This is a genomic window from Psychrobacillus sp. (assembly GCF_032154225.1).
Classification (GTDB): Bacteria; Bacillota; Bacilli; order Bacillales_A; family Planococcaceae; genus Psychrobacillus.
The window spans coordinates 299924-316017 of sequence record NZ_JALDYF010000002.1; the positions used below are offsets into that span (position 1 = coordinate 299924).

At 36.0% G+C, this 16094-nt stretch carries 21 protein-coding genes and 1 pseudogene; 20 read left to right on the top strand and 2 right to left on the bottom strand.

Annotated features, from left to right (window positions below; all coding sequences use genetic code 11):
- Positions 1-153 precede the first annotated feature (153 nt).
- From dnaJ to RUH95_RS05375, 12 genes are all read left to right on the top strand, one after another.
- Positions 154-1263, top strand: coding sequence for a molecular chaperone DnaJ (dnaJ, locus tag RUH95_RS05320; RefSeq protein ID WP_313891795.1), 1110 nt, complete (start codon positions 154-156; stop codon positions 1261-1263).
- A 15-nt stretch (positions 1264-1278) separates the two neighbouring features.
- Positions 1279-2223: a 50S ribosomal protein L11 methyltransferase gene (gene prmA / locus RUH95_RS05325; protein ID WP_313891796.1), complete on the top strand. Its 945-nt coding sequence runs from the start codon at positions 1279-1281 to the stop codon at positions 2221-2223.
- Positions 2224-2234: 11 nt separating this feature from the next.
- Entirely contained in the window at positions 2235-2975 is a 741-nt protein-coding gene (locus RUH95_RS05330) for a 16S rRNA (uracil(1498)-N(3))-methyltransferase (RefSeq protein ID WP_313891797.1), read from the top strand.
- Positions 2976-2990: 15 nt separating this feature from the next.
- On the top strand, positions 2991-4331 hold the full coding sequence (mtaB, locus tag RUH95_RS05335; RefSeq protein ID WP_313891798.1) for a tRNA (N(6)-L-threonylcarbamoyladenosine(37)-C(2))-methylthiotransferase MtaB: 1341 nt from the start codon (positions 2991-2993) through the stop codon (positions 4329-4331).
- A gap of 88 nt (positions 4332-4419) precedes the next feature.
- Positions 4420-5091 carry a deoxyribose-phosphate aldolase gene (deoC, locus tag RUH95_RS05340; protein ID WP_313891799.1) on the top strand — a complete coding sequence of 224 codons (672 nt, stop codon included), beginning with the start codon at positions 4420-4422 and terminating at the stop codon, positions 5089-5091.
- Between the two features lie 104 nt (positions 5092-5195).
- Complete coding sequence (rpsU, locus tag RUH95_RS05345) at positions 5196-5369, top strand: 30S ribosomal protein S21 (protein WP_004227078.1); 174 nt, start codon at positions 5196-5198, stop codon at positions 5367-5369.
- A gap of 164 nt (positions 5370-5533) precedes the next feature.
- The gene (locus RUH95_RS05350; RefSeq protein WP_313891800.1) at positions 5534-6862 is read left to right on the top strand and encodes an NfeD family protein; all 1329 of its coding nucleotides are present in this window, start codon (positions 5534-5536) and stop codon (positions 6860-6862) included.
- Positions 6859-7863: a flotillin-like protein FloA gene (floA, locus tag RUH95_RS05355; protein ID WP_313891801.1), complete on the top strand. Its 1005-nt coding sequence runs from the start codon at positions 6859-6861 to the stop codon at positions 7861-7863. Before RUH95_RS05350 ends, floA begins: the two co-directional genes overlap by 4 nt.
- A 27-nt stretch (positions 7864-7890) precedes the next feature.
- The gene (locus tag RUH95_RS05360; protein WP_313891802.1) at positions 7891-8361 is read left to right on the top strand and encodes a hypothetical protein; all 471 of its coding nucleotides are present in this window, start codon (positions 7891-7893) and stop codon (positions 8359-8361) included.
- Between the two features lie 50 nt (positions 8362-8411).
- A complete protein-coding gene (locus RUH95_RS05365; protein ID WP_313891803.1) occupies positions 8412-8651 on the top strand; it encodes a hypothetical protein in 240 nt (79 codons plus the stop codon).
- Positions 8651-9757: a sporulation protein YqfD gene (locus tag RUH95_RS05370; RefSeq protein ID WP_313891804.1), complete on the top strand. Its 1107-nt coding sequence runs from the start codon at positions 8651-8653 to the stop codon at positions 9755-9757. The genes RUH95_RS05365 and RUH95_RS05370 overlap by 1 nt, the downstream gene beginning before the upstream one ends.
- A complete protein-coding gene (locus tag RUH95_RS05375; RefSeq protein ID WP_313891805.1) occupies positions 9754-10704 on the top strand; it encodes a PhoH family protein in 951 nt (316 codons plus the stop codon). The genes RUH95_RS05370 and RUH95_RS05375 overlap by 4 nt, the downstream gene beginning before the upstream one ends.
- A gap of 133 nt (positions 10705-10837) precedes the next feature.
- Here the strand turns inward: RUH95_RS05375 and RUH95_RS05380 are convergent, their stop codons facing one another.
- Entirely contained in the window at positions 10838-11170 is a 333-nt protein-coding gene (locus tag RUH95_RS05380; protein WP_313891806.1) for a DUF3889 domain-containing protein, read from the bottom strand.
- 32 nt (positions 11171-11202) lie between these two features.
- Positions 11203-11373, bottom strand: a complete 171-nt coding sequence (locus RUH95_RS05385; protein ID WP_313891807.1) for a hypothetical protein — start codon at positions 11371-11373, stop codon at positions 11203-11205.
- 95 nt (positions 11374-11468) lie between these two features.
- Here RUH95_RS05385 and RUH95_RS05390 point away from each other — a divergent pair, with 95 nt between their 5' ends.
- The 8 genes and pseudogenes from RUH95_RS05390 (at position 11469) to RUH95_RS05425 (ending at position 16092) form a co-directional block, all read left to right on the top strand.
- Complete coding sequence (locus tag RUH95_RS05390; protein ID WP_313891808.1) at positions 11469-12044, top strand: AAA family ATPase; 576 nt, start codon at positions 11469-11471, stop codon at positions 12042-12044.
- On the top strand, positions 12023-12223 hold the full coding sequence (locus RUH95_RS05395) for a hypothetical protein (protein WP_313891809.1): 201 nt from the start codon (positions 12023-12025) through the stop codon (positions 12221-12223). Before RUH95_RS05390 ends, RUH95_RS05395 begins: the two co-directional genes overlap by 22 nt.
- Positions 12224-12256: 33 nt before the next feature.
- On the top strand, positions 12257-12673 hold the full coding sequence (locus RUH95_RS05400) for a hypothetical protein (protein WP_313891810.1): 417 nt from the start codon (positions 12257-12259) through the stop codon (positions 12671-12673).
- Between the two features lie 15 nt (positions 12674-12688).
- Complete coding sequence (locus tag RUH95_RS05405) at positions 12689-12979, top strand: DUF5316 domain-containing protein (protein WP_313891811.1); 291 nt, start codon at positions 12689-12691, stop codon at positions 12977-12979.
- A gap of 145 nt (positions 12980-13124) precedes the next feature.
- Positions 13125-13562, top strand: coding sequence for a hypothetical protein (locus RUH95_RS05410; RefSeq protein ID WP_313891812.1), 438 nt, complete (start codon positions 13125-13127; stop codon positions 13560-13562).
- Positions 13563-13606: 44 nt separating this feature from the next.
- Positions 13607-14107 (top strand): GNAT family N-acetyltransferase, encoded by a 501-nt coding sequence (locus tag RUH95_RS05415; RefSeq protein ID WP_313891813.1) that lies wholly within the window; start codon positions 13607-13609, stop codon positions 14105-14107.
- Positions 14108-14147: 40 nt separating this feature from the next.
- Positions 14148-14693 (top strand): nucleoside deaminase, encoded by a 546-nt coding sequence (locus RUH95_RS05420; RefSeq protein WP_313891814.1) that lies wholly within the window; start codon positions 14148-14150, stop codon positions 14691-14693.
- Between the two features lie 895 nt (positions 14694-15588).
- Positions 15589-16092: pseudogene (locus RUH95_RS05425) on the top strand (DinB family protein).
- The last annotated feature ends 2 nt before the right edge of the window (positions 16093-16094 follow it).

Consider the following 16094-nt stretch of genomic DNA (forward strand, 5'->3'; position numbering starts at 1 on the left):
TAGCAAGTGGAAAAAGTCAAAGACCGTTTTCGGCTTTGGCTTTTTCAATGTTTTGCTTCCATGTTACAATAATGTTTACTCGCAATTAATATATTGGTAAGACCAACCGAAGGACCGTTTGATGTCTAGGTTAGAAGAGCAGGAGAGTGGAATATGAACAAGCGTGATTATTATGAAGTACTTGGAATTGCAAAAGGTGCTTCACAAGATGAAATAAAAAAAGCATATCGTAAACTGTCAAAACAATATCACCCGGATATTAACAAAGCTGCAGATGCAGAAGATAAGTTTAAGGAATTATCGGAAGCGTATGAAGTGCTTAGTGATGACCAAAAACGCGCACAATATGACCAATTTGGGCATGCTAGTCCAAATCAAGGCTTCGGTGGAGGCGATGGTTTTGGATTCGAAGATATTTTCAGCTCATTCTTCGGAGGCGGAGGATCTCGTCGACGTGATCCAAACGCACCAAGAAAAGGTGATGATCTTCAATATTCAATGACAATTGAATTTGAAGAAGCTGTTTTCGGAAAAGAAACTGAAATTGAAGTTGCTAAAGAAGAAAACTGTGACACTTGTGATGGTAGCGGTGCAAAACCTGGAACACATCCAGACAAATGTTCACACTGTCAAGGTGCTGGGCAAGTCAATGTGACGCAAGACACGCCATTCGGTAGAATTCAAACAAAACGTGCTTGTAACTATTGCCAAGGAACAGGTAAAATTATTAAAGATAAATGTTCAACTTGTCATGGTAAAGGTTCTGTAAACAAACGCAAAAAAATTAAAGTAACAATACCTGCTGGAGTAGATGATGGCCAACAACTTCGCGTAAGTGGTCAAGGTGAGCCAGGTAAAAATGGTGGCCCTGCTGGAGACTTATATATCGTTTTCCGAGTAAAAGCAGATCCTCGATTTGAACGCGATGGCGATGATATTTATTATGAATTGCCATTAACATATGCTCAAGCAGCACTTGGAGACGAAATCGAAATTCCAACAGTACAAGGAAAAGTGAAATTGAAAATTCCTGCTGGCACACAGTCCCAAACGAAATTCCGTTTAAAAGGAAAAGGCGTGAAAAACGTTCATGGTTATGGCATTGGGGACCAGCATGTGATTGTAAAAGTTATTACACCGAAAAAATTAACCGAAAAACAAAAGCAATTACTTCGTGAATTTGCAGAAATAAGTGGCGATATTCCAGAAGAACAAGGAAGTTCGTTATTTGATAAAATTAAAAGAACGATAAAAGGTGAATAAAGGAGTTGTCCGCAAGTGAAATGGTCCGAACTGTCTATTCATACAACAAATGAAGCGGTTGAAGCGATAAGTAATATTTTGCATGAAGCTGGTGCAAGTGGGGTCGTTATTGAAGACTCTGAAGAATTAGTGAGAGAAAGAGAAGATCAATTTGGAGAAATTTATAGCTTAAATCCAGATGATTTTCCAGTAGATGGTGTTCGTGTAAAGGCTTATTTAGCAGAAACTAGCTTTCTTTTAGAAACGGTAGAAGAGATCAAGCTTGCGATTAACAACTTACAAAACTTTAACATCGACGTTGGGCATAATATTGTTACTGTCCATGAAGTGGATGAAGAAGACTGGGCAACAGCTTGGAAAAAATATTACCATCCTGTAAAAATTTCTAATCGTTTTACAATCGTTCCAACATGGGAAGATTACGAAAGAGTGCATACAGACGAGTTAATCATTGAATTGGACCCTGGTATGGCTTTCGGTACTGGCACACACCCTACAACTGTAATGTGTCTACAAGCATTAGAGAAAACGGTACAACCGGATTCTAGCGTAATTGACGTTGGTACCGGATCTGGAGTGCTTTCTATTGGTGCTGCCAAATTAGGCGCTACTTCCATTCATGCACTTGATTTAGACGAGGTTGCAGTAACTTCTGCAAAAGAAAATATTGCACTCAATAAAGTAGAACATCTAGTAGAAGTAACACATGGTAATTTACTTGATAATGTACATGAACAAGCAGACATTGTTGTTGCAAATATTTTAGCCGAAATTATTATGACTTTTACAGACGATGCATTTTCGATTGTAAAAGAAGGTGGTTTATTTATCACCTCTGGAATTATCGCAACGAAAAAAGACGATGTGCGTAATTCCTTACTACAATCTGGTTTTGAAATAGAAGAAGTAATGATGATGGAAGACTGGGTAACGATTATTTCTAAAAAACCTATTAAATAAGGGAGAATGTTATGCAACGTTATTTTACGCATGAGAGAATCCAAGAAAATAATACACTAACAATCTCAGGAGACGATGCGCATCATATGATTCAAGTGATGCGCATGACTCCTGGCGATGAAGTATATATAGTAGCAGAAGGTGTAACGTATACGACTGCCCTTGTAGAAGGAACGTCTAAATCCGTTCTTTTGCACATAAAAGAACAACATGCTGAGTCCAATGAAATGCCGATTAAAGTATCCATTGTTTGTGGCTTGCCTAAAGGGGATAAGTTAGAATTGATCACCCAAAAGGCCACGGAATTAGGAATGCACACACTTTATCCATTTGAAGCAAAGAGATCCATCGTCAAATGGGATAAGCAAAAAAATGAGAAAAAAATTGCTCGTCTACAAAAAATTGCAAAAGAAGCAGCGGAACAATCACATCGTTCTTTTATGCCTCACATACATAATCCAATAACTCTAAAAGAGCTATTAGAAATCGCTAAATCATACGATGTGAAGTTTGTGGCCGATGAAGAAGATGCGAAGCTAGAAAACCGCCAAAAGTTTGCTGAGCAATTAAAAAAAGTGTATGATAAATCATCAATACTAATTGTTTTTGGACCTGAAGGTGGCTTAGATCGCCAGGAAATAACAACATTATTTGAAAATGAGTTTCAACCAATTTCACTTGGGCCAAGAATTCTACGAACAGAAACTGCACCGTTATATGCGCTTGCAGCAATTTCCTATGAATATGAATGAAAGAGGTGTATGGACATGTCATCTGTTGCATTTCATACGTTAGGTTGTAAAGTAAATCATTATGAAACGGAAGCTATTTGGCAATTATTTAAAGATGATGGCTATGATCGTACTGATTTTGAAAAACAATCTGATGTATATGTGATTAATACATGTACTGTAACAAATACTGGCGATAAAAAAAGTCGACAAGTTATTCGCCGTGCAATTCGCCAAAATCCAGATGCAGTTATTTGTGTGACAGGTTGTTACGCGCAAACATCTCCAGCTGAAATAATGGCTATTCCAGGCGTAGATATTGTCGTTGGAACACAACAACGTACGAAAATGCTTGAATATATTGAGCAATATAAAGTAGAGCGTAAACCGATTAATGCAGTTGGCAACATTATGAAAAACCGTGTATATGAAGAATTAGATGTACCTTCATTCACAGATCGCACTCGTGCATCTTTAAAGATTCAAGAGGGCTGCAATAACTTTTGTACGTTCTGTATTATTCCTTGGGCTCGAGGACTTATGCGTTCAAGAGACCCACAAGAGGTCGTGCACCAAGCACAGCAGCTAGTCGATGCAGGTTATTTAGAAATCGTATTAACTGGTATTCATACAGGTGGATACGGAGAAGATTTAAAAGATTATAATCTAGCTCAATTATTAAGAGATATTGAAGCAAATGTGAAGGGCTTAAAACGACTTCGTATTAGTTCTATTGAGGCTAGTCAATTATCAGATGAAGTAATTGATGTATTAAGAGACTCTAAAATTGTTGTAAGACATCTACATATTCCGATTCAGTCTGGATCAGACACTGTTTTAAAAAGAATGCGTAGAAAATATACAATGGAATTTTTCGCAGATCGTTTAGATCGCCTAAGAGAAGCTTTGCCAGATTTAGCAATTACATCAGATGTTATTGTTGGATTCCCTGGTGAAACGGAAGAAGAATTTTTAGAAACATATCATTTTATTCGTGACCAAAAATTCTCTGAACTGCATGTGTTCCCGTATTCTAAGCGTACTGGTACTCCTGCGGCTAGAATGGAAGACCAAGTTTTAGAAGATGTGAAAAATGAACGAGTGCATCGTTTAATCACGTTAAATGATCAGCTAGCAGTAGAATATGCTTCTCGTTTTGAAGGAGAAGTGTTGGAAATTATTCCAGAAGAAAAATATAAATTAGATCCAACTTCTAATTTATATGAAGGATACACAGATAATTACTTGAAAGTAGTTATTTCTGCATCGGATGATATTATTGGTAAGCTGACACGCGTTAAAATTACAAAAGCGGGTTATCCGTATAATGAAGGTCAGTTTGTGCGAGTCCTAGATGGCGTGGAAGAATTCGTTTAATGGAGTCAGTGAGTAAATCTCACTGGCTTTTTTTTCACTTTGCTATTATGATAAAGAGGTACGTACAACTTCCAGGAGGGAATATATAATGACTCAAAATATTGCGGCATTAATCGATCATACATTATTAAAACAAAATGCAACAAAAGAGCAAATTGAGAAGCTCTGTGAGGAAGCTAAAACCTATACATTTGCATCAGTATGCGTTAATCCAACATGGGTAAACTTAAGTGCAAACCTGTTGCAAAATACTGCTGTTAAAGTGTGTACAGTAATCGGTTTTCCATTAGGAGCGAGTACGACAGCAGTTAAAGCTTTCGAAACGACTAATGCAATTGAAAATGGTGCCCAGGAAATTGATATGGTATTAAATGTAGGGGCGTTAAAAGATGCAGCCTATGATTTTGTACAAAAAGATATTGAAGCAGTAGTAGAAGCGGCAAAAGGTAAAGCAATTGTAAAAGTAATTTTCGAAACTTGTTTATTAACAAATGAAGAAATTGTGAAAGCAAGCGAATTATCAAAAGCAGCTGGAGCAGATTTTGTGAAAACTTCTACTGGATTTTCTACAGATGGAGCAACTATCGAGGCTGTTAAACTAATGCGTGAAACTGTTGGAGCAGAGCTTGGAGTGAAGGCTTCTGGCGGCGTTCGTAGCCTAGAAGACTTGCAAGCAATGGTCGAAGCAGGAGCTAATAGAATCGGTGCAAGTTCTGGTGTAGAAATTATGCAAGGATTAACGAGTAAATCTGACTATTAAATTTTATGTAAGTATTGACCAAGTCGGAAATTTACGATATAATTTTTTAGTACATAGCACTTGGTTATGTACTTAACGTGTGTTCGGAGGGGGGGGAAAGAGAGATGTCAAAAACTGTCGTTCGTAAAAACGAATCGCTTGAAGATGCTCTTCGCCGCTTCAAACGTACTGTATCTAAAAGTGGTACAATTCAAGAGGTAAGAAAGCGCGAGTTTTATGAAAAGCCAAGCGTGAAACGTAAAAAGAAATCAGAAGCTGCACGTAAACGTAAGTGGTAAACTAACCCTAACCATCCCTGCGTTCAAAACACGTACTGTATGATTTGAAAATTTACAATTATGTAAACCGAGAAAATATATATTTTCTCGGTTTATTTTTTTGAAACTTTTTTCTTTCTATTCCGTAAAGATACATATACATAATGAAGAAGGGAGGTTTAAGGATGAAATTGTCCAGGTATATTTTTTCTTGCTGTTTACTCATACTATCGATTTTTATGATTATTCCTTCCATAATGGCGCAAACTCCAGTAGTGTATAAAATCCCAGTTTATAAAGAGGTAGAAAAAGGATTATATGCATTTTTGAAAAGGTCTATAAACGAGGCAGAAGAAGCGGGAGCAGAAGCAATTATTTTAGATATTAATACTCCTGGAGGATTTGTAGATTCAGCGGAAAGAATTGCTAGTTTACTCGATTCAACTTCTATTCGGACAATTGCTTATGTTAATTCGGAAGCATTGTCTGCAGGAGCATACTTAGCGCTGCATGCCGATGAAATCTATATGTCACCAAGCGGCACAATTGGCGCAGCGGCAGTGATAGATAGTAGCGGAAATACTGCGGATGAAAAGGCAAATAGTGCTTGGAAAGCAAAAATGATTAATGCCGCAGAACTGACAGGAAAAGACCCAATATATGCACAAGCAATGGCGGATGATACGGTGGACTTACCTAAATTTAGAGCGCCAGTCGGAAAATTATTAACACTTTCTGCTTCGGAAGCATTGCAAGTAAAGTATTCAAAAGGCACGGTTAGTTCTTTGAAGGAATTATTAGAGGCGACAGATCTTGCGGGTTCTAAAATTGTGGAGACAGAAGAAACGTTTACAGAGTCTTTAGCAAGATTTATAACGAACCCTATTATTGTACCAATCCTGTTGTCTATTGCGAGTCTTGGTTTAATAGTTGAATTATATTCACCTGGATTTGGTGTAGCCGGCACGATGGGTCTTATATCGTTAGTTCTCTTCTTTTTCGGCCATTTAGTTGCAGGGCTTGCTGGATATGAGACAATAATCATATTCATCATTGGTGTGTGCTTTATAATAGCCGAATTCTTCTTGCCCGGAGGAATTAGTGGTATATTAGGAGTAGCTATTATTATTTTTAGTATAATACTAGCTGGGGGCAATATTGTGCAAATGAGCATTGCCGTTTTAATTGCGTTAACAGTAGCTATAGTGGGAATGGTGATTATTATGAAGTTCTTTGGGAAAAAGCAAACGATTTGGAACAAAATAATTTTATCGGATGCAACTACTACAGAGCAAGGTTATGTTTCGAATGAAAATAGAGTAGACCTTGTAGGTAGAGTAGCTGTGACAATGACAGCACTTAGACCAGCTGGAACGATCCGTGTTAAAGATGAGCGAATTGACGCTATATCAGACGGAAGTTATGTTGATAAAGATAAACATGTTATGATTATTAAGGTAGAAGGCTCTCGTATTGTTGTGCGAGAAGTTTTAGAAGGGGAGGAAATAAAATGATTATTAGTGGAACTACAATAGGTTTAATCGTAGTAATCGTATTAGCATTTGTTTTGCTATCTGTATTTTTCACATTTTTTCCAATCGCATTATGGATTTCAGCACTTGCAGCTGGAGTAAAAATTAGTATTTTCACACTTGTAGGGATGAGGTTACGTCGAGTAATTCCTTCAAGAATCGTTAATCCATTAATAAAAGCACATAAAGCGGGATTGAGCGTTTCGATTAATCAATTAGAAAGTCACTATTTAGCTGGTGGTAACGTAGACCGCGTTGTTAATGCGTTAATCGCTGCACACCGTGCGAATATCGATCTTTCATTCGAACGTGCGGCTGCAATTGACTTAGCAGGACGTGACGTTTTAGAAGCAGTACAAATGTCTGTTAACCCGAAAGTAATTGAAACACCATTTATCGCTGGTGTGGCGATGAACGGGATTGAAGTAAAAGCAAAGGCACGTATTACGGTACGCGCAAATATTGACCGCTTAGTAGGTGGTGCGGGTGAAGAAACAATCGTTGCCCGTGTTGGTGAAGGGATTATTTCAACAATCGGTTCAAGTACTAGTCATGAACGGGTGCTTGAAAATCCAGATTTAATCTCTCAAACGGTTCTTGCAAAAGGACTAGATTCAGGTACAGCATTTGAAATTCTATCGATTGATATTGCGGATGTTGATATAGGTAAAAATATCGGTGCTGAACTTCAAACAGAGCAAGCAGAAGCAGATAAGAAAATTGCACAAGCAAAAGCAGAAGAACGTCGTGCGATGGCTGTTGCATCTGAACAAGAGATGAAAGCAAAAGTAGTAGAAATGAGATCAAAAGTAGTAGAAGCAGAAGCGGAAGTTCCTTTAGCTATGGCTGAAGCACTTCGCGAAGGAAATATTGGCGTCATGGATTATATGAACTACAACAATATTAAAGCAGATACTGGTATGAGAGATTCTATAAGCAAAGTCGGCGGAGATAAGTCTTCTACTGATGAGCTTAAGGGCTAGTAATATAGTGGAAAGGAGGTTTTCTCCTTGGAAACAATTATCTTAATCGTCATCTCTTTAGCCGTCAGTATGTTTTTAAAGAAAAATAAAAACAGCGAACAACCGGCAAATAAGAGAGTTCAAGAAGTGAAACCGTTTACGGAAAAGCCATTTAAAGGTCTTGAAGATCTTGCTAAAGCGTTTTTTGAAGAGCGGGAGCAGGAACTGGAACGAAAACCTCCTGTTGTTAAAGAGGCACCGGTGGTAATGGCTCAAAAAACGGAACGTACATCCGAAAGAACTGTTGAGCGACATTCGAAGGAAAAAGTAGATAGAGAAAGTGGAAGAGATCAAGGGCGACCTAGAACTCAAGGCAGATTATCTATGTATCAAACGGAGACGGTAGATCGACAAGCGATTGAACCACAGCTACACAGTGTATTACCAAATACAAAAGAAGAGCTTATGAGAGCAATTGTCCTGTCTGAAATATTGGCTCCACCAAAATCGAAAAGATAACACATGAACACCCCTTTACATGCATAAAATCATGTAAAGGGGTGTTTCTTTTGCAAAAGTTATTTCCACTCCATGTGAGTATATCAATCGAAAACTTTAGTGAAATTAAATTGGAAAACGATGTTACTATTTTGCGCTTAAGAGAAAATAGTTTGCTGTGCACATATGACGATTTTTTATTGGAAATAGCAGCGGCGACACTGACGATAAAATCATTAACGCCTGAGCTGCTTTGTGTTCATGTAGACGAGCTTCATCATTTCAAATTAACGAAAAAGGAAAATGCGTAATGCAGCAATCGATTAGAGTAAGAGTTCCGATTAAAACGGATCAGCAGCTTTTATTCCAACGTTTACGTGCGGTAAATATTATTGCTTATGAAGTGCGTAGCTCAGCAGATTATTTATATTTTTCTATTCGAAAAAAAGATTTGCCTGCTTTTCGAAAAGTAAGAAGAACGATGAAGTTTTCGGTTCAATTAGTGGATGAAACAAAAAAAGGCATTATTGATATATATTCATTTGCTTTTATTGGAGTATTATTATTTGTTTGTATTCCAGTAGTGCTATCACAATTTATATGGAGTGTGCAAATTGAAGCGGATTCCCCGGAAAGCAATGTGTTGATAACGGAACAATTGAAAGAAATGGGCATTCATCCAACGATTCGTTCTTCGACTTTGCCGACAGAACAGGAAATTAGGCAAAATCTATTAGCGGAACATAAAAAATATTCTTGGATTCACTTTACGGAATCGGGTTCAAAATTTACGGTCACTCCAATGCTGGCGCCAATTCAATCGGGAACAGTAGTAAAAAAAGCACCGCCGACTCATTTAATCGCTAAAAGAAGTGGCGTTGTAACCGATTTTCAGCTAACAAAGGGAGTTAGAGCTGTTGAAAAAAATATTTCCGTAAAAAAAGGAGATATATTAGTAAATGGGTTTGTTACGCAAGGTGACAAACGAATAATTACGAGTGCAGAAGGAAAAGTGTACGCAAACTATTGGGTGGAGCTTGAATTTGAACTTCCAACACAATTGAAAATTACGCAGCCAAATGAACGGAAGCTAATTATTCAAAGGAAAAAAGAAAAACCGCTTCATTTTTGGAAAGAAATCACGTTGCCAAAGTTCTTATCTAGTTATGTAGAAGCTGGCTATGTGCAAACGGTAGAAGAAAAGACATATCAATTAGACGAAAAATCGATGCAGACATTATTGTTGCCGCTACTTTATCAAAAAATAACGAAAGATCTTCCAGCCGATACACAAATATTGGAGGATAAAGTTTTACATGTAACTGTCCAAAATGATAAAGTAAGAGGGAAAGTATTATTTTTGATTAATGAAAATATTGCGGTTCAACAAGTTATACCCCAAGGAGACGAAGCATGAGCGAACAACAATTAGATATTAATTTGCAAGACCCGACGGAAGCAGTAATGCTTTTAGGTATAGCGGATAAAAATATTAAGCTTATTGAAGAGCAACTAAAGGTACAACTCATCACTAGAGGAGAAGTAATTCGAATTGTTGGTGAGGATAACAATATTGAAGAAGCCAAAAAATTACTAGGGCAGTTGCTAGCTGTTATTCGAAAAGGTATTAATATTAATTTGCGAGACGTTACGTCCGCAGTTGAAATGAGTTTAAATGGAACAATCGAATATTTTGCAGGGCTTTACGATGAGGAAATTGCAAGAAATGCCAAAGGAAAAGCGATACGTGCAAAAACAATTGGGCAACGCGAATATATTCAAGGTATTCGACATTTTGATTTAACATTTGGCATTGGCCCTGCTGGAACAGGTAAAACGTATCTGGCTGTTGTGATGGCAACACAAGCATTAAAAAATGCACATGTGAAAAAAATCATTTTAACACGTCCTGCAGTCGAGGCAGGCGAAAGCTTAGGATTTCTACCGGGGGACTTAAAAGAGAAGGTAGACCCTTATTTACGCCCTCTATATGATGCTTTGCATGATGTATTAGGCACAGAGCAAACGGATCGACTAATGGAGCGCGGAACGATTGAAATTGCTCCTCTTGCTTATATGAGAGGTAGAACGCTTGATGATGCATTTGTTATTTTAGATGAAGCGCAAAATACAACAAAGGCACAGATGAAAATGTTTTTAACCCGTCTTGGTTTTGGCTCAAAAATGGTCATTACTGGTGATAAAACGCAGATTGATTTACCGAAAGGTGCCGAATCTGGTTTAATCGTTGCGGAAAAGATATTAAAAAATGTTTCTGGTATACATTATCAATATTTAGAGCAAGGCGATGTCGTTCGTCATCCCCTTGTAGCTAAAATAATCCAAGCATACGAGGCTGAGTAGTACTGAGTAAGAATAGAATGAAGAAAAGGACCGAAGCTACTATTTCGGTCCTTTTTTGTTGCTGATTTTATTTTCCAATTCATGTACAATATAAATGAATAATTAGAATTTTCTTGTAAAAATGAGAGGAAGTTTATCTCGATGTTTCTTGAAATTCAATGTTGATTAAGCTATCCGTTTTAGTATTGTACTCCACTCGAACAAAAACGCCGAATTCGTCATTATGATGATCTCTTAACCATAATTTAAAAGTTTCAATGGTCGAATCTTTTTTAGATTCGCTGCCTTTATGCAAATAGTCAATAATATTTGCATTGGGATATTTTAATTGTGTTTCTTTTATCGCAAGCCTGCTCCACTTAGCATAGGATGGGATTTCTTGTTGAGCGTGAGCTGATATAGGAAATTGTAATGCTGCTGAATAAATGAAAATAAACATTCCAAGTGCTAGGAATATTTTTCGCATATTCATCTCATCTCCTTTAAAGGGTGAGTATATTATTTTTTCTTCTTAGGTTGAGGCTGCCTGTGTTTATTCATACTATTTTTGGGGGCTTGAGAATCGAATTCAGCTGCAAACTCTTCATCAGGATTATCGTTAGGTTTTTTGTAGAGATCTTGGCTGTTATGCGTTCTTATATTCATCGTCTTTTTATTGTTTTTACTCATAAATGTTCACCTCCTTGAGTTTAATCTGCTCTTAAGGGAAGGTTTTATGCTTTTTTGTTTGCTTTAATTGGAAAATATAGGGTGGAGTTGTGTGCGTGAAAAGGTTTGTAATTATGACAGTCGGTAAAACCCATAGTGGTAAAACGACGTTTGCGAAAGCTTTAGAAAAAGAGTTGTTGAATTCGGTCGTGATTGATCAAGATAATCATGCTGAATTTCTTCAGACTTATTATCAAACATTATTGCCTAAACAAGGAAATAATATGATTAAGTACGCTATTACCGAAACTATTGTTAATTATGCAGTTAATGAAACTGATTGCCATATTATTCTTTGCAATTCAAATCGTAATCAAGAGGGTCGTTTGAGTTTGCTTGAATATTATCAAAGCAGGGGATTTGGCAGCATTTTAGTAGATTTTGATATTCCAGATGATATGTTGAAAGAGCGCATTGAAAAAAGTCAACGGACTACAACGATACTAAGAACTGCTTTAAATTTTGGCGAAGTATTTACTCGGCAAAATAATGAAGAGGCGAAAGCTCCTATAGAGGGTGAAGCGGATTATTTATTAGTAGTTACAAATGAAGTGGATGTTCCAGATGTTATTGGAGAAATTGTTGCTATTGCTGTACGGAGAGGGATTCGATGCGAAATAGAAGAAAAGTAACTCCTACATTTCTAGTAATGATGTGCATTCTTTATGCATTAATTATTGTTAGCCAATGTGTTCAAGTTATTTACACACCGCATACATTTGTAAAAGTGATAAATTTACTTACTATTATATTGCTATCTTCTATTATCGGTGCTTTTATTAGGGAGTTATTTGTTTTGAAAAAGAAGTAATACACTTTTTATTAACTAGGTGGTGACTACTGTATGGAGTTTAGGGAGTTAATAAATGAAAGAGGATGGCATATTTCATTTGAACAAATTTGTGAACGAAAAACAAAAGATGTGGGCTTAAGCATAATTGTAAACAAAGCCAAAAATCCAACTGATTTACTCATTTATCCTCACCCGGATAGTAATGTTACAACTTTACAGTTAGACTTTTCAAATTATGTTACATATTCCGTCATCTACGATGATTTTACAGTTTGGAACGATGAGGAAATATATGAAGGAGAGTCTTTCCTAATTTATCATAAGTCCAAATTCTTCGATTTTATCCAACGGGAATCATGCTTGCCAGATAAAAAATTAATGCATCTTTCATTGTCTTGTATTGAACATAGGGTAGATATAATTTGCTACGAGGAGCCAACTGTCACTGTGATTTTTCAAAAACCATAAGGATGTGTTGTTTGAATGAAAAAATTTAGTATAGGAATTGGTTTGATTGTAGTATCTATACTTATCTCGCTGCTTTTTAGTGATTTCTCTTTAATGTATAAAATTACTGGTGTTATCGCACTTGTATCTCTTGCAGCAAGCGCATTATTGTCTGGAGCATTTGTGAGCGGAGATAGGTTGGGGCGAAACTTACAATCTGAATCAAAGGAAGATCGAAACGAAAGATTTTCATTAACTAGTTCTATACTACTTGTAGGTCTACCGAGTGGCGTCGTTGCAGTTATTAGTTATTTTTTGTTGATTTAACTAAAGGGTGATGTTAATTAAACAGAGAATATTGCTCTAGAAGATCATAATTTGGGGAGAATTTATTAAATGATCATTCTATTTCGGTATCGAGGAGAAATCGTATGAAGAAGAAAATAATAATCTGGATTACAATTCCACTATTATGGAAGGACTTGTAATAATTAACTGGAATTATATTTCTCAATCTATTGAATGGAAATTGAATTGGGGGTTTGAGGCTCCTATACCAAGTAGGTTAGAAACAGTATTTAATACAAGATATGGATTCCCAAGTGAGGGGGAAACTTTTCATGTTCTTAAATATAGGTCTGTTGGAAAGAAGGTAAAGGAGAACAATGGTTGGATTGCTATTGATGAAAAATCTTTTGATACTGTATCAAGTCACCTTAAAAAATTTCAAAAAGATGCGACTAGTATAAACAAAGATACGCAGAATCTTCCTGTTTTATTTCAAGAGAATCTTGTGATTTTCGATAATAATGATAAATACTTTTATAAATTGGACGAAGATAATGGCTACATTCTTACAATTTCAAATACGAAAGAACAAAAATTGTTTGTAATGGAATGGATTCAATAGTTAAGTATACTTTCTTCTTATAAATGAATATTGGGGATTGAAGAATGAATATTAAAATTAGACCTTTAAGCATAGATGACTTTAAAAGAGTTTTAAATTGGAGTATGGATAACACTTTTTGTTCAGCTAATGGATGGGAGCAAAATAGAAGCGAAGAAGAATTATATAGTTGGTGGCTTCATTGTATTAATAATGAATCTGATAGTTTTATTCGTATGGGAATAGAGATGGAAGGAAGGTTAGTTGGGTACACAGATTTAGCCTGTATGAAAGATAATGTAGCTGAATTAGGTATTGCAATTGGAGAGAGTTCGTTATGGGGGAAAGGAATTGGGTCTAATTCTATTCTATGTATGATGGATTATGCTTGTAAGAAGTTAGGAATTACAGTTTTTAATGCTGAAATCCACGAAGCGAATATTCGTTCTAGAAAGATGTTTGAGAAAATAGGATTTAAAGAGATAAGTAGGAATGGCGTGGAAGAGTACTTGGGAATAGAAAACCTGCTAATACAATATAGGTTATTTTATAGCGAGAATATTTAAATTTGCGTTAGAGATATAAGCTTTTTAAAGGGGGAAAATCATGAGTATTGATAAAGATAGATTTTATTTAGAAATGGCATTGGAAGAAGCAGAACAAGCATTAAAGGAAAATACATACCCAGTAGGAGCAGTAATTGTTGATGAAAACTACAATTTAATCTCAAGAGGGCGCAATAGAGTACACCCAGCACAAGATGCAACTGCCCACGCAGAAATTGATGCCATAAGAAATGCAGGTCAAGCAGTATTCAACGCAAAAATAAAAAGAGAAAAGTTTACAATATATTCTACACTAGAGCCGTGTCCTATGTGTACAGGTGGTATTTTATTTGCAAATATTAAAAGAGTAGTTTGGCTTTTGAATGACGACTTAGGATTTGGTGGTTATAAAAAAATGAAAGATGCTAAGGTCTTCGATGAAAGATTTGATGTAATAGAAATGATTGAACAGCCTTATGAGGACTTAAAGACTAGGCAAAAAGAGCTTATGAATAATTGGGCAGTTAATCCGAATAACGTTGCAAATTTACGAAATGCAATCCAAGAGAATTTACTTATTCGACAAAAGGATTGGATAGAGGAATAAATATTTATTGAGGGGTTACTCTTTTGAAAAAAAATACTTACTTTATTGGTTTTCGTTTCTTTATTAGCAGGATGTAATACAGATACTACTAATCGGTACGTTTCCAAAAAAGATGCGATCAAATACGGATTGGAGCAAGAAAGTTCAAACGATATAGGAGAAGTAAATTTATTATCAGTAGAAGAATACATGGATGAAACAATCGTCTTTTTTTAAGTTGATCGTACATTAGGTGTGACGTGTATTACCGAAAGCAAGGATGGATTTAGTTGGTATAGAGGAATTCCGTCTACTGGATTTAGAGGAGAAGCTCCTTATTCGGAAGTAATTTTTGACAACGAGACTATACGGGGGACAAAGATTTCTATTTTAGTAGGGAAGGCATTTGATGGAAATATACAGAAAATTAAATTACTTATTGAAGGAAATGACGAAGAACTGTCGATATCTGAAAACTCTCGCATATTTTATGCCATTTATAAAGCACCTCGCCCTTCCTTTGAAATTATTCCGATAATTGGAATAAGTGATCTTTTCAATCTAAGCATAAGGGGTCCCAAAAGCTGTTTCGTCTGGCGCGTGTAAAATCTGTGCATCATGGAAACTTTCATTATTTGTTTCAATTGCGGCTTTTATTAAAAAGTCTTGGGTATTCTTACTAATTAGTACGATTACATTCATACCGATCGCATATTATTTTTCAGGGACCAATAATGCATGGAAATATGTTGGTTTGACTCCATTTCTACTTCTTGTTCTAACGATATTAATTTAGTTCATAAGTAAGAAAAAATAGAGGCCAATTTAAGGGAATGAAGGACTTGGATTACTCCAATAAAAAGAGAAATTTTAGTGGCAAACGCTGTCATAAATAATTATATATAGGAGTTTTTCATTGATAAAATTCTTTGAATATAATTGGCAAGTAAGAGACGAATGGTTTGAATGGTGTAATCAACTATCAAATGAAGAATTGATAAAAGATCGAACTGGAGGAGTGGAAAGTATATAATATACGCTTTTTCACATTATTGATATTGAATATAGTTGGCTTCGCGGTATTCAAAGTAAGGATGATATAGAAATTGAATTTGCTGATTACGATACGCTCGAGAAGGTTAAATCATTGTCAGATACATTCCGGGAAGAAATAGTTGAATATTTGAAATTGTATTTAGGCGAATTTAAAAAGAAGCTTGTAAGTGTTCCTTGGGATGAAGATAAATATACTGTTGATGAAATATTACACCATATAATTATTCACGAAGTTCATCATATTGGTCAACTTTCTATTTGGGCTAGAGAATTAGCACGAAGCCCTATACCTGCTAATTTTATTGGAAGAGAGTTAAAACCTGTCTTTACTATTAAAACTAATAGGGTTGTTCATAACGAGTAGTC

Bases quoted from the DNA above. Each gene is read 5' to 3' on its own strand.
- dnaJ (WP_313891795.1), top strand. From the start codon at position 154: ATGAACAAGCGTGATTATTATGAAGTACTTGGAATTGCAAAAGGTGCT.
- RUH95_RS05350 (WP_313891800.1), top strand. From the start codon at position 5,534: ATGAAATTGTCCAGGTATATTTTTTCTTGCTGTTTACTCATACTATCG.
- RUH95_RS05395 (WP_313891809.1), top strand. From the start codon at position 12,023: ATGCGAAATAGAAGAAAAGTAACTCCTACATTTCTAGTAATGATGTGC.
- RUH95_RS05380 (WP_313891806.1), bottom strand. From the start codon at position 11,170: ATGCGAAAAATATTCCTAGCACTTGGAATGTTTATTTTCATTTATTCA.
- RUH95_RS05400 (WP_313891810.1), top strand. From the start codon at position 12,257: ATGGAGTTTAGGGAGTTAATAAATGAAAGAGGATGGCATATTTCATTT.
- RUH95_RS05410 (WP_313891812.1), top strand. From the start codon at position 13,125: ATGGAAGGACTTGTAATAATTAACTGGAATTATATTTCTCAATCTATT.
- RUH95_RS05330 (WP_313891797.1), top strand. From the start codon at position 2,235: ATGCAACGTTATTTTACGCATGAGAGAATCCAAGAAAATAATACACTA.
- RUH95_RS05375 (WP_313891805.1), top strand. From the start codon at position 9,754: ATGAGCGAACAACAATTAGATATTAATTTGCAAGACCCGACGGAAGCA.
- RUH95_RS05385 (WP_313891807.1), bottom strand. From the start codon at position 11,373: ATGAGTAAAAACAATAAAAAGACGATGAATATAAGAACGCATAACAGC.
- RUH95_RS05370 (WP_313891804.1), top strand. From the start codon at position 8,651: ATGCAGCAATCGATTAGAGTAAGAGTTCCGATTAAAACGGATCAGCAG.
- RUH95_RS05415 (WP_313891813.1), top strand. From the start codon at position 13,607: ATGAATATTAAAATTAGACCTTTAAGCATAGATGACTTTAAAAGAGTT.
- RUH95_RS05405 (WP_313891811.1), top strand. From the start codon at position 12,689: ATGAAAAAATTTAGTATAGGAATTGGTTTGATTGTAGTATCTATACTT.
- RUH95_RS05420 (WP_313891814.1), top strand. From the start codon at position 14,148: ATGAGTATTGATAAAGATAGATTTTATTTAGAAATGGCATTGGAAGAA.
- floA (WP_313891801.1), top strand. From the start codon at position 6,859: ATGATTATTAGTGGAACTACAATAGGTTTAATCGTAGTAATCGTATTA.
- deoC (WP_313891799.1), top strand. From the start codon at position 4,420: ATGACTCAAAATATTGCGGCATTAATCGATCATACATTATTAAAACAA.
- rpsU (WP_004227078.1), top strand. From the start codon at position 5,196: ATGTCAAAAACTGTCGTTCGTAAAAACGAATCGCTTGAAGATGCTCTT.
- mtaB (WP_313891798.1), top strand. From the start codon at position 2,991: ATGTCATCTGTTGCATTTCATACGTTAGGTTGTAAAGTAAATCATTAT.